The sequence below is a fragment of the Paenibacillus sp. 01T442 genome (assembly GCF_056398345.1).
In genome coordinates, this window is the sequence record NZ_JBFTPF010000032.1 from 11805 (window position 1) to 30372 (window position 18568).

General features: G+C 46.7%; 14 protein-coding genes and 1 pseudogene. 8 read left to right on the forward strand and 7 right to left on the reverse strand.

Annotated features, from left to right (window positions below):
* Positions 1-18: 18 nt before the first annotated feature.
* Genes AC1DLM_RS21335 through AC1DLM_RS21345 form a run of 3 tightly spaced genes read right to left on the reverse strand, consistent with a single transcriptional unit; the run spans position 19 to position 3807 of the window.
* Positions 19-1386, reverse strand: coding sequence for a response regulator transcription factor (locus AC1DLM_RS21335; protein WP_477571108.1), 1368 nt, complete (start codon positions 1384-1386; stop codon positions 19-21).
* Positions 1361-2821: a sensor histidine kinase gene (locus tag AC1DLM_RS21340; protein WP_477571109.1), complete on the reverse strand. Its 1461-nt coding sequence runs from the start codon at positions 2819-2821 to the stop codon at positions 1361-1363. Before AC1DLM_RS21340 ends, AC1DLM_RS21335 begins: the two co-directional genes overlap by 26 nt.
* Positions 2818-3807: a substrate-binding domain-containing protein gene (locus AC1DLM_RS21345; protein WP_477571110.1), complete on the reverse strand. Its 990-nt coding sequence runs from the start codon at positions 3805-3807 to the stop codon at positions 2818-2820. Before AC1DLM_RS21345 ends, AC1DLM_RS21340 begins: the two co-directional genes overlap by 4 nt.
* Positions 3808-4411: 604 nt before the next feature.
* On the opposite strand from AC1DLM_RS21345, the pseudogene AC1DLM_RS21350 reads away from it, so the two are divergent.
* The 8 genes and pseudogenes from AC1DLM_RS21350 to AC1DLM_RS21385 all read left to right on the forward strand — a co-directional run.
* Positions 4412-5044: pseudogene (locus tag AC1DLM_RS21350) on the forward strand (ABC transporter ATP-binding protein); the annotation flags it as partial.
* A 91-nt stretch (positions 5045-5135) separates the two neighbouring features.
* Positions 5136-5930 (forward strand): ABC transporter permease, encoded by a 795-nt coding sequence (locus AC1DLM_RS21355; RefSeq protein ID WP_477571111.1) that lies wholly within the window; start codon positions 5136-5138, stop codon positions 5928-5930.
* Between the two features lie 71 nt (positions 5931-6001).
* Positions 6002-6700, forward strand: coding sequence for a response regulator transcription factor (locus tag AC1DLM_RS21360; RefSeq protein WP_477571112.1), 699 nt, complete (start codon positions 6002-6004; stop codon positions 6698-6700).
* 1 nt (position 6701) lies between these two features.
* On the forward strand, positions 6702-7637 hold the full coding sequence (locus tag AC1DLM_RS21365) for a sensor histidine kinase (RefSeq protein WP_477571113.1): 936 nt from the start codon (positions 6702-6704) through the stop codon (positions 7635-7637).
* 15 nt (positions 7638-7652) lie between these two features.
* The gene (locus tag AC1DLM_RS21370; protein ID WP_477571114.1) at positions 7653-8588 is read left to right on the forward strand and encodes an ABC transporter ATP-binding protein; all 936 of its coding nucleotides are present in this window, start codon (positions 7653-7655) and stop codon (positions 8586-8588) included.
* Positions 8569-9249 carry an ABC transporter permease gene (locus tag AC1DLM_RS21375; RefSeq protein WP_441990141.1) on the forward strand — a complete coding sequence of 227 codons (681 nt, stop codon included), beginning with the start codon at positions 8569-8571 and terminating at the stop codon, positions 9247-9249. Before AC1DLM_RS21370 ends, AC1DLM_RS21375 begins: the two co-directional genes overlap by 20 nt.
* Before the next feature lie 216 nt (positions 9250-9465).
* Positions 9466-9927 carry a MarR family winged helix-turn-helix transcriptional regulator gene (locus AC1DLM_RS21380; protein WP_441990140.1) on the forward strand — a complete coding sequence of 154 codons (462 nt, stop codon included), beginning with the start codon at positions 9466-9468 and terminating at the stop codon, positions 9925-9927.
* The gene (locus AC1DLM_RS21385; protein WP_477571115.1) at positions 9920-11392 is read left to right on the forward strand and encodes a DHA2 family efflux MFS transporter permease subunit; all 1473 of its coding nucleotides are present in this window, start codon (positions 9920-9922) and stop codon (positions 11390-11392) included. Before AC1DLM_RS21380 ends, AC1DLM_RS21385 begins: the two co-directional genes overlap by 8 nt.
* A 59-nt stretch (positions 11393-11451) precedes the next feature.
* Here the strand turns inward: AC1DLM_RS21385 and AC1DLM_RS21390 are convergent, their stop codons facing one another.
* From AC1DLM_RS21390 to AC1DLM_RS21405, 4 genes are all read right to left on the reverse strand, one after another.
* Entirely contained in the window at positions 11452-13128 is a 1677-nt protein-coding gene (locus tag AC1DLM_RS21390; RefSeq protein WP_477571116.1) for an S-layer homology domain-containing protein, read from the reverse strand.
* Positions 13129-13218: 90 nt separating this feature from the next.
* A complete protein-coding gene (locus AC1DLM_RS21395; protein WP_477571117.1) occupies positions 13219-15942 on the reverse strand; it encodes a hemoblobin-interacting domain-containing protein in 2724 nt (907 codons plus the stop codon).
* A 205-nt stretch (positions 15943-16147) separates the two neighbouring features.
* Complete coding sequence (locus AC1DLM_RS21400; protein WP_441990136.1) at positions 16148-16744, reverse strand: response regulator; 597 nt, start codon at positions 16742-16744, stop codon at positions 16148-16150.
* Between the two features lie 15 nt (positions 16745-16759).
* Entirely contained in the window at positions 16760-18544 is a 1785-nt protein-coding gene (locus tag AC1DLM_RS21405; protein ID WP_477571118.1) for a sensor histidine kinase, read from the reverse strand.
* Positions 18545-18568: the final 24 nt, after the last annotated feature.

Below are 18568 nucleotides of genomic sequence, written 5' to 3' on the forward strand. Positions count from 1 at the left end.
AGCATGGGCTATTTTTCCTTATAGCCCCGTACGGTACTCCGTCGGGGTGACACCTGTTACCTTTTTGAACACGCGGCTGAAATAATTCGGATCTTTATATCCGACCAAATAGCAAACTTCCTTCAGGCTAAGATGACCCTCGCTAATAAGCTCCTTGGCCCTCTCAATGCGCAGCCGTGTCACATAATCGATGAAAGTCTCGCCAGTTTGCTGTTTGAACACTTTGCTAAAATAATGGGGATTCAAGTGAACAAGCTCAGCAACATCCTCGAGTGAAATGTCCTCCTGAAGCTTCTCATGAATGTAAGTCAGCGCGCGATCTAGCACCGTCCATGTTTGCTGTTCACGCTCCTCACGGATTCGCCGAATGGCTAGCTCCACGTAGGTGCGCTCTGATGCATTGTCGGCAGTACGCGGTTCGACCAAGCCTCGTTGCCCTTCCGCAGGGAGCCCTTTCAGTTCCTCGAAGGACCGCAAGTTGCCCCACTTTTTATCATACGTCGCTGCAAATACGGCTTCAAAGTAGGACGTCCGGATTCCCTCCAACTCATACCGAATCGAACCGATGCCGATATTCACGTCAATGCCGCGTGCCTGACGCAGATGCTCCGCGAGCTTCGCGCCTAAGGATGCAGCTTCTTCCCGCAGAACCTCAGCAGTCAACGGAGCACGGTCCACGAGAAATATGGCCATATGCCAATGCACCATCGAGCTGACTACACATCCGACGCGATTCTTGAGATAACCTTTTGTGAAAGTTTTGACGGTTTCGTAGATTTTCTTCTTCGCGGTGCCGACTTCCTTGTCGGATATAGGCCCAAGCTCTGGCAGAGCAAGGACTAGTGCACATCCCTGTTCCGTGGATATCTCCAAAATATCCGCCAAATACCCGGCATCGGTTTCATTCACAGGATCGGACATAATGACTAGCGCCATTTCAGTCTCGGCCAACGGAAGCAGCTGAAAATAGTTATCCCGCATCGCGAGCTCACCCTCCCGCTTCCGCCCTTCTTGCTCAATTTCCGCAACTAAGCGCTGCAGGAGCTCAACAATCTGATCCCGTTTGGCAGGTTTGACTAGATAGTCCTTGACCCCTAAGGAAAGGGCCTCTCTGGCATACTCGAATTGCTCGTAGGCGGTTACTAGCACCATTTTCGTCTGAGGATGTCCCGCTTTGATTTCTCTTAATGCTTCCAACCCCTGAATACCCGGCATTCGGATGTCCATAAGGATGATGTGGGGGCGGTGCTCGTCCGCTTTTTGAATCGCAATGCGGCCATTCTCCGCATGAATGACCTCGAATGTATCTGGCATCATGCGGCCCACGATCCATTGAATGCCTTCTCTCTCTAACGCTTCATCATCGGCGATCAGTAAGCGATACATCTCCAACCTCCTTTCCTTCAGCAGGCAGCCGCAAGAGGACTTTCGTCCCTCGGCCAGGATCACTTTGAATGCGGACGAGATCCTTTTGCCCATAAAATAAAGCTAATCGTTTGAACACATTTCGTGTCCCTAAACCTGTTGACTGGCCATTGGCGCGGGAAGCCTGAGGTTCCCCATCCACATCAAGCAGCGCTTCGCGGATCTCCGCGCTCATCCCTACCCCATTATCCGAGATCGCGACTAGCGTTTCACCGCTCCCTTGTGTAATCGTGAGCTGGATGACAGCTCCTTCTTCCATCCCCTCGATGCCGTGGACGAACACATTTTCGAGTATAGGCTGCAGCGTAAGCATCGGTACGGGAACGTCCAATCCGCCCTCGTCAATCTCCATCACAAACTGAATGCGATTGCGGAACCGAGCTTGCTGAATGGTGAAATATTGTTTGGCATGCTCCACCTCATCCCTAAGCCGCACAGGACGATCTAGTTTTCGCAAATTATAGCGTAGCAGATTCGACATTGTAACCGTCAAATCACTCGTCTGCTCAGCGCCCTCCAACAGGGCAAGCTTGGACAGCACATTCAAGGAATTGAAAAGAAAGTGCGGGTTCATTTGATTTTGCAACACCTCGAGCTCCATTTCTTTCAACTGCTTGTCCTTCTCCAACCCTTCCGTTTCCTTCACAATAAGCGCTTTGAGATTATCCTGCATATGTTCAAAAGCTCGCGCTAACACACCAAACTCATGCTCTGCAGGCAATTGGGGGATGGGCGCATGCAGATCGCCGTTCGACATTCGCTGCGCCACGTGTGCTAGCTGTCTGATTGGGCGCGAGATACCAAGTGAAATGCGATAGGCCAGCACGATACTGATCAAGGTAGTCAGGATGAAAATAACGACACCCCACTGATTCATCCCCTCCGTTTGGACCAAAATTTGCCGATAGAGCGGCTGATAGTAGCTCAACTCCAAATCAATCAGCTGGTAGCCTTCCACCTGTATGAATGCCGCTGTCCGCTCTGCTTGTTCATAAAAGGCTGTATACGCTAAGGAATCTGGGCTGCTGGCTGCTTGGATCACGCCCGCTTCTTGTGCCATGAAGGTGTCGACCATATGGGTATAGCTGCGGAACGTGAGGTCGGTCGCTGGCATCGTGTTCTGTGAAGCTAATTTCCGCTGCAGTGCCTGCAGCCCTTCTTTCTGATGCAAGAAAGCCAACCGGCTGTCTTCGCTTCGGTCCACGATGTAGCCGTTCATGGCACGGAGATTATCCTGCGTTTGCCCGTCAATTTGCTTATATAACAATACCCGATCAAGCATGACATTATAGCTTTCCTGTACGGATCTGCCACTATGAAAGATGAAATACGCGACCGCGTTATTCAAAATAAACAGCGCAGGCAGCACGATAAACAGCATGCGGCGTATGTTCACGGTGAACTCGCAGGCGTAAGCGTCGTCGCATCGAGGATGTAGGTGCCTGTAACATGCTGTTGAGGTAACTTGCCACCTAGGAAATGAGAAGCTAGCAGCTGTACAGCTACCGCACCAATTTCATGCGGTTGCTGCACAATGGAAGCCTTGATGGCTCCTTCTGTGATCCCCTGCCTTGTCGCTGCGATATCGTCGAAGCCGAACACAAGCATGCCATCTCTATGCGCTGCTTTCACCCCTTCCACGATGCCTGCCGCATCTAAGGCACTAAAGCCCACCATCGTCTGGATGGCGGGATATTGCTTGAGCATCGCTTCCGCCTGTTTCGCTGCCTGAATGCGGGAGATATTCGATGCGCGGATATCTATTATTTCAAATTGAGGCGTACTAGCAATAGCAGCACGGAATCCTTCCAAACGCTGCTGCTGATTCTCCGCCTGCTCACTTCCGATAATGACGCCGATTCGCCCCTTGCCGACTGCGGCTCTCGCTACGAGCTCCCCCATCCGTCTACCCGCTTCTCGATTATCCGTGCCCACATAGGTCAATCTTCGGCTTTCTGGTTCATCCGCATCTAACGTAATCACAGGAATGCCTTGATCGATCGCTTGGCTGATCAACCTATCATACTGCGGCTCTTTGATCCCTTGTATAAGAAGAGCATCCGGCTTAGCTGCTATCGACTTCTCCAGCAGGCTCTTTTGCTCAGCTGGATTGATACGAATTGGACCTAAGTAATCAATCTTCATACCACGGCTTGCAGCGGCTTCGCTCGCGCCCTTCTCCACCGTTCGCCAGAATGGGTTGTCCAGCTCTTGGGCGATGAGCACAATGTGTTTGGACGGCGGCTTCTCGGCCTCGCTATGCGGCTCCATCTGTCCGACAAGCTGGCCAATATGCATCGTGGAGATGAGAAATTGAAGCATCACATAGCAAAAAACAAGAAATAAGCCCAGCAGACCGAGTGTCCAGCCTTTATTTCGCATGGTGGCACCTCCTCATCAGCGCATTCGTCCGCTACCGCTAGGAGGAACGCTTTCTGGTTAGTATGAACCCGGTGGGGCATGCACATGCAGGGTTTGCCACGGGGAGGAACGTTTAGGGACTAACCTGTGAAGACAAGGAGCCTATTTGTGGATTGGGATGCGAAGGTGAAGGTTAGCGTGTGGCCGTGGATTTGGATACGAGAAGAGTAGCTAATTACTGATTAGCTGGAAAACCTCCATCTATTTTCGCCCCTGTAGCCTCGAATGGATGATTAGATGGATTTCATGCAGCTAATTCCTCTATATCCAGCTCAATGGCGTATAAGTGATCGAATTAGCTGTAGGTTTTCCAGTAAATCGCCGAATCGGGCTGAAATCAGCAGAATTAGCTGTATATTTTCCATTAAGTTGCGTTGGGGGGAGCTTTCGAAGAGTCTTCAGTAAGTCCTTGGCGGAATCGACAGCGGACACCAGAGAGTCCCCCCTCCTACTCCCCTCCACATCGAAAGACTTTCGTAAGGTTTAGGAAAGAGTCCTGCATGATGTGTCTAGTAAGATAAGCGTATGAAACTTATTGGAGGTAACGCATATGAACAAGTTGAGCATGCAACCCGTTGTCGAAGTACGTAATCTGACGAAGCGGATTCGACATAAGAACATCGTAGATCAGATCAGTTTTGAGCTTTTTCCTGGTGAGGTATTCGGATTCCTCGGGCCCAATGGCGCTGGCAAAACGACAACCATCCGCATGATAGTCGGCCTCATCGGCATGAGCGACGGCGATGTCGCGATTAACGGCTACAGCATTCGCACCAGCTTCCGGGAGGCGATTCGGCATGTCGGCGCGATTATCGAGAATCCCGAGCTCTACAAGCATCTCACCGGGATGCAAAATCTGAAGCAATTCGCTCGCATGGTCGGCAATCTCCCGCAGAGCCGGATCGACCAGATCGTGCAGCTAGTCGGGCTCACAGCCCGCATTCACGAGAAGGTGAAGACCTACTCGCTCGGCATGCGCCAGCGACTAGGCATCGCCCAAGCCCTGCTCCATAAGCCCGCCGTGCTCATCCTCGATGAGCCGACCAACGGCCTTGATCCCGCAGGCATTCGTGAAATGCGCCAGCTCGTCCGCAAGCTGGCCGCTGAAGAAGGCATCGCGGTCATGGTGTCCTCTCATCTGCTCGCCGAAATGGAGCAAATGTGCGACCGCTTCGGCATCGTTACCGAAGGGCGTTTGCGAACGACCTTCGCACTTGCAGATTTTCAGAATAAGACGAATGCAAAAACACTTGAAGAGAAATATATCGAGCTCACGGAGGTTGCTCACTATGCTTAATTTCACCAAACTCGTGCAAAATGAAGGCATTAAGATCTTCACCAAAATCGGAACCTGGGTGATGATTGCCTTCGTTCCGATACTCGTTATCGCGGTAGCCCTTCTCTGTAAATATGCAAACCAAGAGGAGCTCGCCGTGAACAATGTGTGGGAGTTCTTAGATTTGTGCCTTTCCGCCATTCCAAATCTCATGGATATTGTCACTTTGTTTACGATTATCGTTGCCGCGGGCATCGTAGCGTCCGAATTCTCCGGCGGTACGATCAAACTACTGCTGATCCGTCCCTTCAGCCGTTCCACGATCTTACTTTCCAAGTTCGCGACCGTGCTATTGTTCGGGTTGGGTCTAATGCTATTGCTTTTATTGACCACTTTTCTTACAGGTGGCATCTTTTTCGGATTTGATGGTGCTTCCGAGCTTCATGCTGGTGCTGCGTTCTCCAATGCGGCTTACTCCTGGAAAGCTATTGGCTACAGCGGCATCGAAATGATTGTCATGGTTACTCTTGCCTTTATGTTCTCATCTGTATTTCGTGCAAGTTCCATGGCCATCGGGATATCCTTGTTTTTCTTATTAACCAGCGGGCAATTAGCCTACGTTCTAAAACAATTTGAATGGTCCAAATTTCTGATTTTCGCCAACACGAATTTGCTGAGTTATGTGGACGGCAGGCCGCTTATGGCCAGCATGTCTTTATCTTTTTCATTGATCATGTTGGCCTGCTATCAGCTGTTATTCCTCGCTCTAGCTTGGTATGTATTCGCAAAGCGTGATGTTTCAATTTAAGGTTGCGGCCGTTTCATTATGAGCGGACAAAGCAGTATACTGGAAGCATATGACATAAAGGTGGAAATGACATGCCTAATCACATTTTGCTTGTAGAAGATGACCCGGCAATTGCTGAAATGGTCCTGGGCCATTTAACCAAAGAGAGTCTCACCGTTCGACATGCCCCTGATGGGGAGGCGGCGCTGCGGCTCTTTGCCGAGGAAGCTTTTGATCTGATTTTGCTGGATCTGATGCTGCCTGGGGTCGACGGCATGGAGGTGCTGCGCAGGGTACGAAGCGGAAGTACTGTGCCTGTTCTCATTTTGTCCGCGAAGGATAGCGATGTCGAGAAAGCATTGGGTCTCGGCTTTGGAGCGGATGACTACTTGGCGAAGCCATTCTCCCTTATTGAGTTGTCGGCACGTGTAAAAGCGATTCTGCGGCGAGCTTCCCAATATGCCAGTCCTTCTGCACAGGCGGAGCAGCCTTTCTTGCGCATTCATGAGCTGACGCTTCATCCTGATGAACATCTCGTGACCAAAAATGACGCGCCCCTCAACCTCACGGCGAAGGAGCTTCTTATTTTAAAACTGTTGATGTCTCATCCCAAACGTGCCTTCTCCAAGGAGCAAATCTATCGCTCGGTATGGAATGACGCTTATTATGACGATGTGAATGCGATCCAGGTCCATATTTCCCGCTTACGGGAGAAGATTGAGGACGATCCTGCGCATCCGCGGTACATCAAGACCGTATGGGGGATTGGTTACAAAATGGGGGATTTCTGATATGCATGTTGTGTGGCCCAGCCTGTGTATCCTTCTTGGGATACTTACCCTAGTTCAATGGAAGATCAGATTCGACCAATCACGTCATCTCCGCTATTTGCATTCGAAGCTAACCGATATTATCAACCAGAGATCCTCTGAGAAGGTTCATCTCCATACCGATTCCACACAGCTTCAACACTTACTCATTGTCATAAACCGACTCCTCGATGCAAATCGCAAAGTGGAAGCCGACTATACACGTAAGGAAAATGCGATCAAAAAAATGGTCGCCAACATGTCCCATGACTTGAAAACTCCGCTTACGGTGGTCCTTGGGCTGACAGAAACACTCGTGCATGACCACGCTGCCAGCGAGGAGGAGCGGAAGCGACTCTCCCTCAAAGTTCACGAAAGAACACTCGACATCCTCAATMTGACGAATCAGTTTTTCGATCTGGCACGTTTAGAATCAGGTGATCGACCTGTTCCTTTATCCAAAATCAATCTGAGTGAGGCTTGCCGGAACGGTATTCTTTTCTACTATGAATTAATTGAGTCCCAAGGTCTCGAAGTCGATGTCGCAATACCCGAAGCGCCTATCTATGCCTATGGCAATTCGGAAGCTCTCGGACGGGTGCTGCAAAATCTACTGTCCAACGCAATCCGTTATGGAAACGATGGCGGTGTGATTGGCATCACGCTGCGACAAGATGAGACTAGCGTCTATATCGAGGTGTGGGATCAAGGCAAAGGTATTGACGAGCGTGATCGCCTGAATGTCTTCGAGCGCCTTTACACGCTGGAGGATTCCAGGAACCAGACCTATCAGGGCAGCGGCTTAGGCCTCACGATTACAAAGCGGTTAGTTGAACTCATGGAAGGGAGTATTTCCCTGGACAGTATTCCCCATGAGAAGACCGTGTTTACGGTCCGTTTTCCCACAATCCGCTTTTGAAAGGAATCTTATGTGATGAGCCTTATTCTTCAAACGAAGCAATTGACTAAAAGGTATAAAAAGACCGAAGTTGTCTCCGGTGTCAACATGCGCGTTCGTCGTGGCGAGATCTACGGTTTTCTCGGCCCGAATGGTGCGGGCAAAACAACGGTCATGCGTATGCTTACGAATCTAATCGAGCCAACCAGCGGGGAAATTGAACTATTCGGGGCTCCACTAACCCCCCACTCATACGAAACGATGAAACGGATGGGCAGCATTATTGAGTATCCGATCTTCTATGACCATCTAACAGCATGCGCTAATCTGGAGCTGCACTGCGAATATATGGGCTATTACGATAAAAATGCTATACATGAAACACTAGATCTCGTTGGACTGTCCGACATTGGCAATAAACCCGTGAGGAATTTCTCACTTGGTATGAAGCAGCGTCTTGGCATTGGCCGAGCCATCTGCACGAAGCCCGAACTGCTCATCCTCGATGAGCCTGTGAATGGCATGGATCCATCGGGGATTCGTGAAATCCGCGATCTATTTCGCATGTTAAGCAAGGAATTTGGCATGACGCTGCTTATTTCTAGCCATATTTTACAGGAAATTGAGCAATTGGCTGATACGATCGGCGTCATCAACCATGGCAAGCTATTCGAAGAGGTATCCATGGAACAAGTTCGTGGAAGACATAACGAGTATACAGAGATTGTCGTGACGGATGTGCCGCGGGCTGTGCTTGTCCTGGAAGATAAGCTGGCTATCGTTAATTATAAAATTATGGATAGCAGCACCATACGCATCTATGATCCCCGCCTTGCACCTGTAGAGCTGAATCGCTTACTTGTGCAACATGAGATTGGCGTCGAGGCGCTGAACAAAAAGACCCGCTCGCTCGAAGACTATTTCCACGGGGTCATCGAAGGAGGGAACCGTGATGCTATGGAAGCTCATTAAGCTGGAACTGAAGAAAACGAAGTGGCGGGGGCTTATACTTAGCGCCGTGATCACCAATCTGGTGGTAGCGCTCTGGGTCATAGGCAGCGACGTACCGAATAATGAAATCAGAAGCTATGACCGGGCTTTCGAGAGCATCATGAACTATGCCGGGATTACCTTCATCATTTTCGCTTCCGTACTGATGTCCCGAATGGTCATTGATGAGTATCGGAATAAGACGATTACCCTTCTTTTCACCTACCCCGTGCCTCGTAATCAGATCTTCTTGGCCAAATTGATCATTATCGGAGTTTGGACCTTCGCTACGGTGCTATTCAACAATGTTTTCGTGTTGCTCTCGCTCCTATTTTTCAATTCACATAACCATTACATTATCGAAACGCTGACCCATGATCGGCTTATGAAAGAAGCGATTCGCATACTGATCTTCGCTTTTGCATGTGGGAGCGTGTCACTGATTCCGCTCTATTTCGGCATGATTCGGAAGACAATGCCTGCCTTAATCGTGAGTTCATTCCTGCTATCTAACGCTACGATGGTCATTGTCAATAACATCTCTGTCGAGAATGGTTATGGAAAATACGTAATGGCAGCCTTACTGTGCTTCGCGCTCGGGGTTCTTATGGCCTACGCAGGCGTGCGGCGGAGTCAGTTGTAGGTTGGATATTTAAACTTCTAGTGCCCGTTTCTGAGCGCTCCTGCGCTTTGATATGGGCTTTTTTTCATTCTAGAGGAACTGAATGGTGTTCATCTATCTGCACAAACTAGGACAAACAACCAAATTTATCAGTTTGACAGCACTTTACTAATGCTCCTATAATAGTTCGTATACGAATTATTCGCATGCGAAATTTAATCGAAGGAATGACTCCATATGGACGATCAGCAACAAAAGCGTACACTCGAAATCATTCAATCCGCTCGTGAGGTCAAAAAGGCCTTTCATCACGTGATGAATAAAGCTTCGCAGCATTTAAATGTTACACCGATTCAGTCCTTTGTCTTGCGAAAGCTAGGAGAGAAACCTGGCATCACCTTATCGGAGCTGGCTGAATGCATTCAATTGGGCAAAAGCACGACAAGTGGTATTATCGATCGCATGGTTAGAGATCAGCTCGTATCGCGTGAACAATCAAGCACTGATCGCCGGTCAGTCACCCTTAAGCTGCTAGACAAGGGCGAGTTGTTGCTTCAACGTATGCGAGAAAGTCAAGTGGAACGCTTAGCCCCACTCCTGCAAATGTCGGATGAAGAAATCGACAGTTTGCTTCGTATTCATCAAAAAATTGTGCGCATTCTGCACCAACAACTGGAGGAAGATTCTACCTATGAGTAATGCTGTCACGAACACCCTACGAAGGGGCCCGATTGTTGCCTCCCTGCTAATCGCGGCTTTTGTTGCCCTATTAGCTCAAACCTTGCTAAATGTTGCTTTGCCGAGCATGATGAAGGATTTAGATGTCAATGAAAACACCATTCAATGGTTGATCAATGGGTATATGCTCGCGAACGGTGTTCTCGTCCCGATCAGTGCCTTTCTAATTTCTCGCTTTACGACGCGAAAGCTATTCTTAGCGGCATCCGGATTTTTCGCACTAGGCACCATCATTTGTGCTTTCTCCCCAGGCTTTAGCCTTTTATTGACTGGGCGTCTCGTTCAGGCGATTGGTGCTGGTATTCTCATGCCGCTGATGACGATCGTGTTCCTAACAATTTTCCCTGTTGCGGAACGTGGAAAAGCCATGGGCCTTATGGGTCTTGCCATGATCTGTGCACCTGCAATTGGTCCGACATTGTCTGGTTGGGTCGTTGAGCATCATTCTTGGCGTGTTCTGTTCTATATTATTTTGCCATTATCCTTATTTGCACTGATTTTCGGCGCTTTTTCCATGAAAAATGTGATCAAAACGTCTACACCCAAATTCGATATCCTTGGCGTTATTTTCTCTACTCTTGGCTTCGGTGGTTTGTTGTACGGATTTAGTGATGCTGGATCTGATGGTTGGGGCAGCGCCACTGTTGTTAGTTGCTTAATTATTGGGGCGGTAGCCTTGCTTCTGTTCATATGGCGTGAGCTTACAATAGAGAAACCGCTTCTCGAGCTTCGCGTGTTCAAATACAGCATGTTTTCCTTAACTACTGTTATTAATGTCATCATTACGATGGCGATGTTTTCTGCAATGGTCTTGCTGCCGATCTTCTTGCAAAATATCCGTGGATTCTCACCTTTGGATTCTGGACTTCTGCTTCTGCCTGGTGCCATCCTGATGGGTATCATGTCCCCTGTAACGGGTATTATTTTCGACAAAATCGGAGGACGTTGGCTCGCGGTCATCGGATTGACGATTACAACGATTACAACTTACGAATTCAGTCACCTTACAGTTGATTCTACGTACTCCCATCTCATGTTGATCTACACGCTTCGGATGTTCGGGATGTCCATGCTGATGATGCCCATTCAAACAGCGGGCTTGAATCAATTGCCAAGACGTCTGAACGCGCATGGTTCTGCTATGTCCCAGACACTGCGGAATGTCGCCGGTGCGCTGGGGACAGCACTTCTGGTTACAATTATGACGAACACAGCAACTTCCCACGCGAAAGACCTTGTTGTAGCAGGCAAAATCGATCCAAAAGACGCGGCAGCTATGGCCGACGTTACGCACCATGCCACGGTATATGGGATCAATTTCTCCTTTGAAATTGCAACATGGATGACGCTCGCCGCGCTGGTGCTGGCCTTCTTTATTAGAAAGACTACCCCAGCCGAAGAACCAAATGTAGAAAAAGCGGCATAAGGGTAAAATAGAACGACAAAAAGGGTCATCTGCGAAGATGACCTTTTTGCTATGTCTGATTAGTTAATGAAATTTACATATTGCATCAATCGCTTCAACATAACAACGGCTTGTGCGCGGCTAGCATTTGCTGATGGTACGAATGTGCTATCCGTCATACCGGAAATAATCCCAGCTTTCACGGTTTGTGAAACCGATGCTTTCGCCCAACTGCTAATTTCTGTATTGTCATTAAATTTGTTCAACAATTCCCCTTGGCCTTCAACTGTTTTGCCAGCTGCGCTCAATGCTTTAGCTACCATTACGGCCATTTGCTCACGGGTGATTGGTGCGTTAGGCTGGAATGAGCCATCTTCAAAACCACTGACTAGCTTAGCCTTCACAGCAGCACCAACGGCACCTGCGAACCAATCCGTTGCACCCACATCATTGAATGAGGCTGCTCCTGTATTCGACGTTAAAGCCAGCGCACGTACGAGCAACGTTGCAAACTCAGCACGAGTGATATTCGCTTCCGGAGCAAAGCCCGTATCCGTTGCACCGCTAACAACTAGCTTGGAAGCCAGTAATTCGATGTCGGATTTCGCCCAATGTCCTTTGATGTCATCAAACGATTTGAACGATGTGATCACAGAATAAATACTGTTTCCGTTTCTTTTGATATTCGCATCTGTTGTTCCATCCGAATTGACTGTGAACACGGTAGGTACGAAAGAAATATCCCMCGTAATTGGATCATACAGGACACCCGTTGCATTTTCAGGCTTAATTGTTCCTGAATACACAATTTGTCTCTCCACGTAGACGCTGCCGAAGTTGTTCACATCGACCTTTTTATTGTTACTCTCAGCTGTAATACTGAAATCAACAGAATGCCCTAACGAGGTAGCACCTTCTTCTGCCGCACTCTCTTGAATCTTCTTCTCAATGTCCGTCCCCATCACCGATATATTAAGGTGAAGAATCACACTTGAACTGTCCGTACCTAGGGATTTAGCAAGGTTTGCGAGATCTAGCACGGATAGAGGAAGTAGGTAAGATTCCTTACCGGAATAAATGCGGATTAGAGCATCAGGGGCATTTTTCATACCTTCTACAAGTACAGAAGCTGGAATATCAATCGTTGTCTTTCCATTTGCTTCAACCGCATTGATTTTGATTGCAATGATTTGTTTTTCTTCGGTCTTAACTTGATCTTTAAGCTGCACAAATGCATCACCTAAAAATTTGTTATCAATCGTCACGGTTGTCGTCGACTTTCCGTCAGGACCTGTCACTTTGTTCGATTTAACGGCGTCGGGATTGATTTCGACTTTGTTAGGCGTTACCGTGTTGCTAGGTGTTACGCCGCCGCCGCCACCGCCAACAACGACTGGTGGCGCTTTAACAATAAATTCTTCGGTATCTACCGTATCTCCATATCCCGCAACCACTTTATATGTCCCTGCCAGTTCGCTGGTGCCCACAATGAACGAGTCGGTGAAAGTGCCATTCGTCACCTTAGGAGTATCGAAGAAGAACACACTTCCCGTTGGACCAATCACCTTCAAGATAACTTCCGCATTCACGGATGTACCGGAAATCGTTACTGTTCCGCCTAGGGTTATCGCTGTAATTGGCGCGATGGTGACTTGTGACACTGGGTTTGCTAGTGCAGATATAGGCGCTATGGCTGTACTTGCTAGTGCAATGGATAAAGCTATGGATGAGCTTAGAATCAGCTTTAAAKGTTTCACTGGTTTAGTTCCTCACTTCCTGTAACTGTTGAAACTGCCCGGATGGGCAGTTTCAATGTGGTTTATTCATTTATTTATTAACTAGGTAAATTAACTCGGATTGTTCTTTTGACCTAATAAATCAAATTCTCCAGCCGTCAGTTGCTTAGCCAAATTAGCTCCAACGCTTGACGGGCTATTGCTGTATTCACTTACGATAAAAGCTCTCACTGTGTAGAGGTGGTTCGTTGCAGTAGCATCGGAAGCGCTAAAGCTGGCTACATAGGTGCCTTCACCCTTCAAATTGTTGGAACCTGGAGCAGCAATGTTAATTGGCGTTTCTCCCTTCATCAATTGGAAGATAACATTCAGCTTGCCGCCTTTGGACTTATTCTTCGCGACATTCACACTAGCTGTAACCATGCCATTTGATGAAACTACTTCTATTGGAGCCATATAGTAGGAATCTTGGCTCTTAATAGCTTTCTTACCACCTGAATAACTAACATCGAATCCATCCGAAACAATACTGATTTCATATTTGGATTTCTCTTCGAAAACACCTTGATGAATTTTAAGCTTGCCCTCACTTATCTCATAGTCGTCACCTTGTTTCAACGTTCTTTCCGACCTTACTCCTAGACCATTTCCTGCGTACTCGTTCAGAACAATTCTTTGAATTTTATTTACCCAAGCTTGATTGTTTTCAAATGTCAGGATACTCTCTGCATCGCTGAAAAAGGAACCTTTTAACTGAGGCGTGTACACCGTTGTGTTTAGATCTCCCGTTTGAACGGCAGTTGTCAAGATTACGCCCGAGGTGTCTTTAAGTGCATTCTTCGCAATTTTGATTTGAAGATTTCCTTGGATAACTTGCTTAAAATACACCACAACATTGCTCTCATCAGCAGAGAGGATTACTTCGTCTTCAGGCTTAAGTGGTTGGAAGGTACTTCCCTTATCCGTCGAATAGGACACATAATCCTTTAAGTGGGAAACCGATCCTACAATCGTATTATCAGCCAATTCAGCATTATTGTTAATACTGAATCCTAAAGCTACCGAATGAAAGGTTATTAGATTCGCACAGTTAAATGTGAGCGGAATCAGCGTATTCGGTGTTAGCTCATCTGTTGTAATCTCACCCTCCAGAACATTATTGAACATATCTGCAATTGCATTCTCTGGTACATAAACATAAATATAATGGTCAACTAAAGGTTGATTGAAATGAAGCACTACTTTATTCTCAATAAAAGTAATCGTGGTAGACGGATCTAAGGAATTCTCAACGCCATTCAAATATATTTTAATGTTAGCTTTGAGATCATCCAGTGTATATTCCGGGTTGATTTTCACATTTTTGTCAAAATATAGGGACCAGTCATGATTAAGGTTATCAATGGACGACCCCTGATACGTTGGCAGCGCAGTTTCCGTTACATCGATAAATCTTGTGACAACTCCCCCTATGCCATGTCCTAAATCATCCTTTAGAACTCCTGAAGCTATTGCAATTTTGTTCTTAGCGCCTCTAAGTGCTTCATCTAATGTGATAACTAATTTCGTTCTATCCTCAGTAGATATTTGAACAGTTCCGCCTAAGTTATTCAAGCTCTGATAATAGCTATTTTCGCTTGTTTTAATATATATGTAATCGTATAAATACCAACACCAGTTGTATTCAGGAGCATTTTCATTCAAGCTTTTATCGAATGATAACGTAACTGTTTTACCATCCTGACTAACCGCAACCCGTTGATAGGTCGGTATGCTAGGGTCTTCAGCAACGATTGTGTCTGAAAGCAGTTCACCCGCTACAAGTCCGACCTTATTTTGTAATGCACCTGACGCAATTTTTACTACATAACTGCTACCTGGCGTTAAAGAGGTGAAGAAATGAAGATGAAGCGCTCCACTACGTCTCACTCTAACCGTATCGTCGTCACCTAATGCTGCAAAATGCACACCATTATCGTTCGAAATAGTAATGGCTGCTTTCAGCGCCGCGTCACTAAGAGTACTAACCACATTCTGACTGAAATAGAGATCAACTTCTGAGTTAGGTGTATTTCCATCGTTTCCACTGGAAAGTCTGCTCTCGTCAAAAGTGATCGTGTTTAAATCCAATTGCTTGCATATCCAATTATTGCTAACACCGTCGGTGTTTTGTACAGCACCAGAAGCTATCTTAATACTCGTATAGCCAATTAGAGGCGTTGGAAACGTAATCACCATTTGATTACCAACTACATCAATCGTGTCAGTCTCAGTAAGGAAGGAATAGTCATTCTCCTCATTTGTTCTAAATTGAATAAGGTCATATACGTTATCTGCTACCGTAGGTATAGGCGTGTTGAAAGTCAGCGTTACCTTGTTGTCACTACCAATCGCCGTTTTAATAACAGCAGGAGCCGTATCATTCATTGCAGTGAATTCCCCGGTGATGATATCCGAAACCTGACCTTGAAGCGCACCGCTTTTGATGCGAATCTGATTTTTATCACCAACTAATGAATTATAGTTCATATGGATGGTTACCGTATTTCCAGAAATCGTAGCCCCGCCCCAATAGTTTCCATAGTAATAGTCAACGCCTACAAATGCCCCGTCGTAGGTCGATTTAAATTCAATCCGTGACTGCCAGTCATCAGCGTCATCAAACACATCTGAAGCAAAAGTCAGAACTACGTCTTGGTTGCTTCCACCAACTGTAGCACTTTGTAGTACTGGAGCTGGAACTGGCCCCGTAGCATACGCCTTCGCCKAAAAACTCGTACTAAAAGGCGAAATAACCACCGCTAAAACTAGCAGAAAAGATAATAATCTTCCCATTACTAGTTTCCTTAATCCTTGATTTTGTTTGAACATGGAACAACCTCATTCCTATCGATTTTTGTCATAACTCTATTTCTACTGGCAATTATAGACTTTACACCCCTAAATGAGATGTAACTAAAGTTATAGTTACGAAAATAAATGTCGAAAAACCCATACAAATGTCACATATGGGCGCTTTACTTCTATGTAATTAGACCTATTAAGTCAACAGTCTCAGCTCTTTCAATCTAGCAACGGTTTGTACGCGTCGTTTAATGCCTAGCTTGCCATATAAGCGATTGATGTGTCCTTTGACCGTGCCTTCCGTTAGTCCGAACCGTTTGGCAATTTCCATATTGGACAACCCATCTACGATGGCTAATGCAATATCCAGCTCCCGATTCGTCAGTGGATCGATCAGCGTTTCCGATGAGGTAACAATCCTATCTAAGCCCGGAACTATCTCCGCACGAGCCCGCTCCACGGTTTTAACCAATCTTTCCAGGACAACTGGCTTCACGATGTAGTCGAAGGCATATACATCAAAGGCAGATAAGGCGTATTCCTTGTGGGAGGTAATAAAAACGATTTTGGTTTCTCTCCCACTCATCCGCACACGCTCAGCAAACTCCAAGCCATTTTCCCGAGGCATACTAATATCTACGAATACCATATCCACCTCATGAGTGGTCAAGTAATCGTAAGCTTCTTTCGCCACTGAGAAACAACCCATAACTTCGATGTCTGGCATTTTGGCGAGCATCCGCTTCATAATGAGATGCATGGCCTTCTCGTCGTCAATCAGGATGACTTTCATTTCTCCCACCCTCCCCTATGAACTGCTAGCTTTGGTTAACGCATAAGACCCTGTTGGCACGGTGAAATAAAACGTAGTCCCTTGCAACGGTACACTCTTAAACCAGATCTCCCCACCGTTTAAGTGAACGAACTCCTTGCATAGGGTAAGCCCAAGTCCGACACCTCGTTCTCCAGCAGTTCCCGTTGACGAAGCCGGATAGGCCTCTTTCAACAACGTTTTCTCCTGATCCGAGGTCATACCTTCCCCTGTATCGCTCACCGAAACAACCACAGCATTCGCTTGATGAGCGACTTGCAACCGGATCGTGCCTCCGATAGCCGTAAACTTAATCGCATTCGATAACAGATTACGGATAATGAGATCAAGCATTTCTTTATCTGCGTACACGAACGTATCCATAGGAATTTCATTGATCATCTCGAGCTGCTTATTCTCACTGCGGACCTGCATCATGCGCAAGTTTGTCTGTACGGTGTGCGCCAAGTCTCGCTCAACAGGGTTGAAAACCATGCCGCCCCTCTGACTCCGAAACCAATCTAGCAAACTTTCTACCAGAGTAAACGTATTCTGAATCTGTTGGCTCATTTCACGTACAATCTCTTCATAATCCCCCTCACCATTCTGCATATCATCTTCCATAATTTCTATCAAATTAATGAGTACAGCCAAGGGATCGCGAATATCATGCGCAACAACGTTAAACATTTTGTCCTTAAAGGTATTCAGTTCACTTAACTGCCTCGCGTTATCACGCAGAATCTCTTCTGAGCGCACCATTTCTGTGACATCGCTTAACAGGAGTATTTTACCAGCAGGCTTTTGTGCATGATCATGAATATAGGACATGTGCACATTATAAAAGCGCTGATCTGCGGGACCCGAAATTTGGATTTTGCTTTCCAAAGAGGGACCCTGTAAAACCCTTCCCAGCAATACCGGATATTGAGCAAAAACCTGACCAGCTGGCTKCCCAATCCAATTCGGATCAATGCCTGCAATAACACGCTTAGCTGACTGGTTAAAACTTGTCAGGACATTATCCAAATCAAACACCATAACCGCATCCTGCATGGAGGCGAACACCTTCTGCAGGGCCAAGGGCGCTAATCGCAGCATATTGAATTGGTAAATTCCCCATAAATAGAAGATCCCTGAGAATAAAAAACCGAATGGGGAAATATCGATTGGCAGGTAGAAGAAACCGCTTAAATAAATCAACGTAAAGCCGAACGGGCCCCATGAACCAATAATCATAAACGCGATTTGTTTCTTCATTCGGGGTGTTGCTCTACGGAACATTTGGATCAACATGCCCATACCGACGACAAAAAATGAATACGAGTATGCAACATGCAGCTTGTATAGAGGTCCTTTTTCCATGATAGCGAGAGGGAAGCCTTCGGAGTAATCTATTCTCATACTTGAATAAAATAAATGATGCCATTCATTCGTATTATGGGAAATAAATGTGATCATCGGTACAATCATGAGGAGTGCAACAATCCATTTGCTAACAAATTTTTGTCGACCTGTATACTGTAAAACGAGTACGAACCACAGGATGGTGCCAAATGGAATTCCGATATATTCGATGCGCAACCAGAACTGTATTTGCTCTATCGAAGTACTAACAACCTCAAAGGCATAGCCGAAGGTGTAAAATGCGCCTGTTAACACACCTAAACCATAGGTGATGGCAATGGGAAGCTCTCTTCTTTTCCAACAAAGGTAGGCAATGACTAATGAACAACAGGTCGCAGCAATCAGTAAGACGGATAAATACGCATTATAACTCATTGCTTTAGCCCCCATGCAGGAACC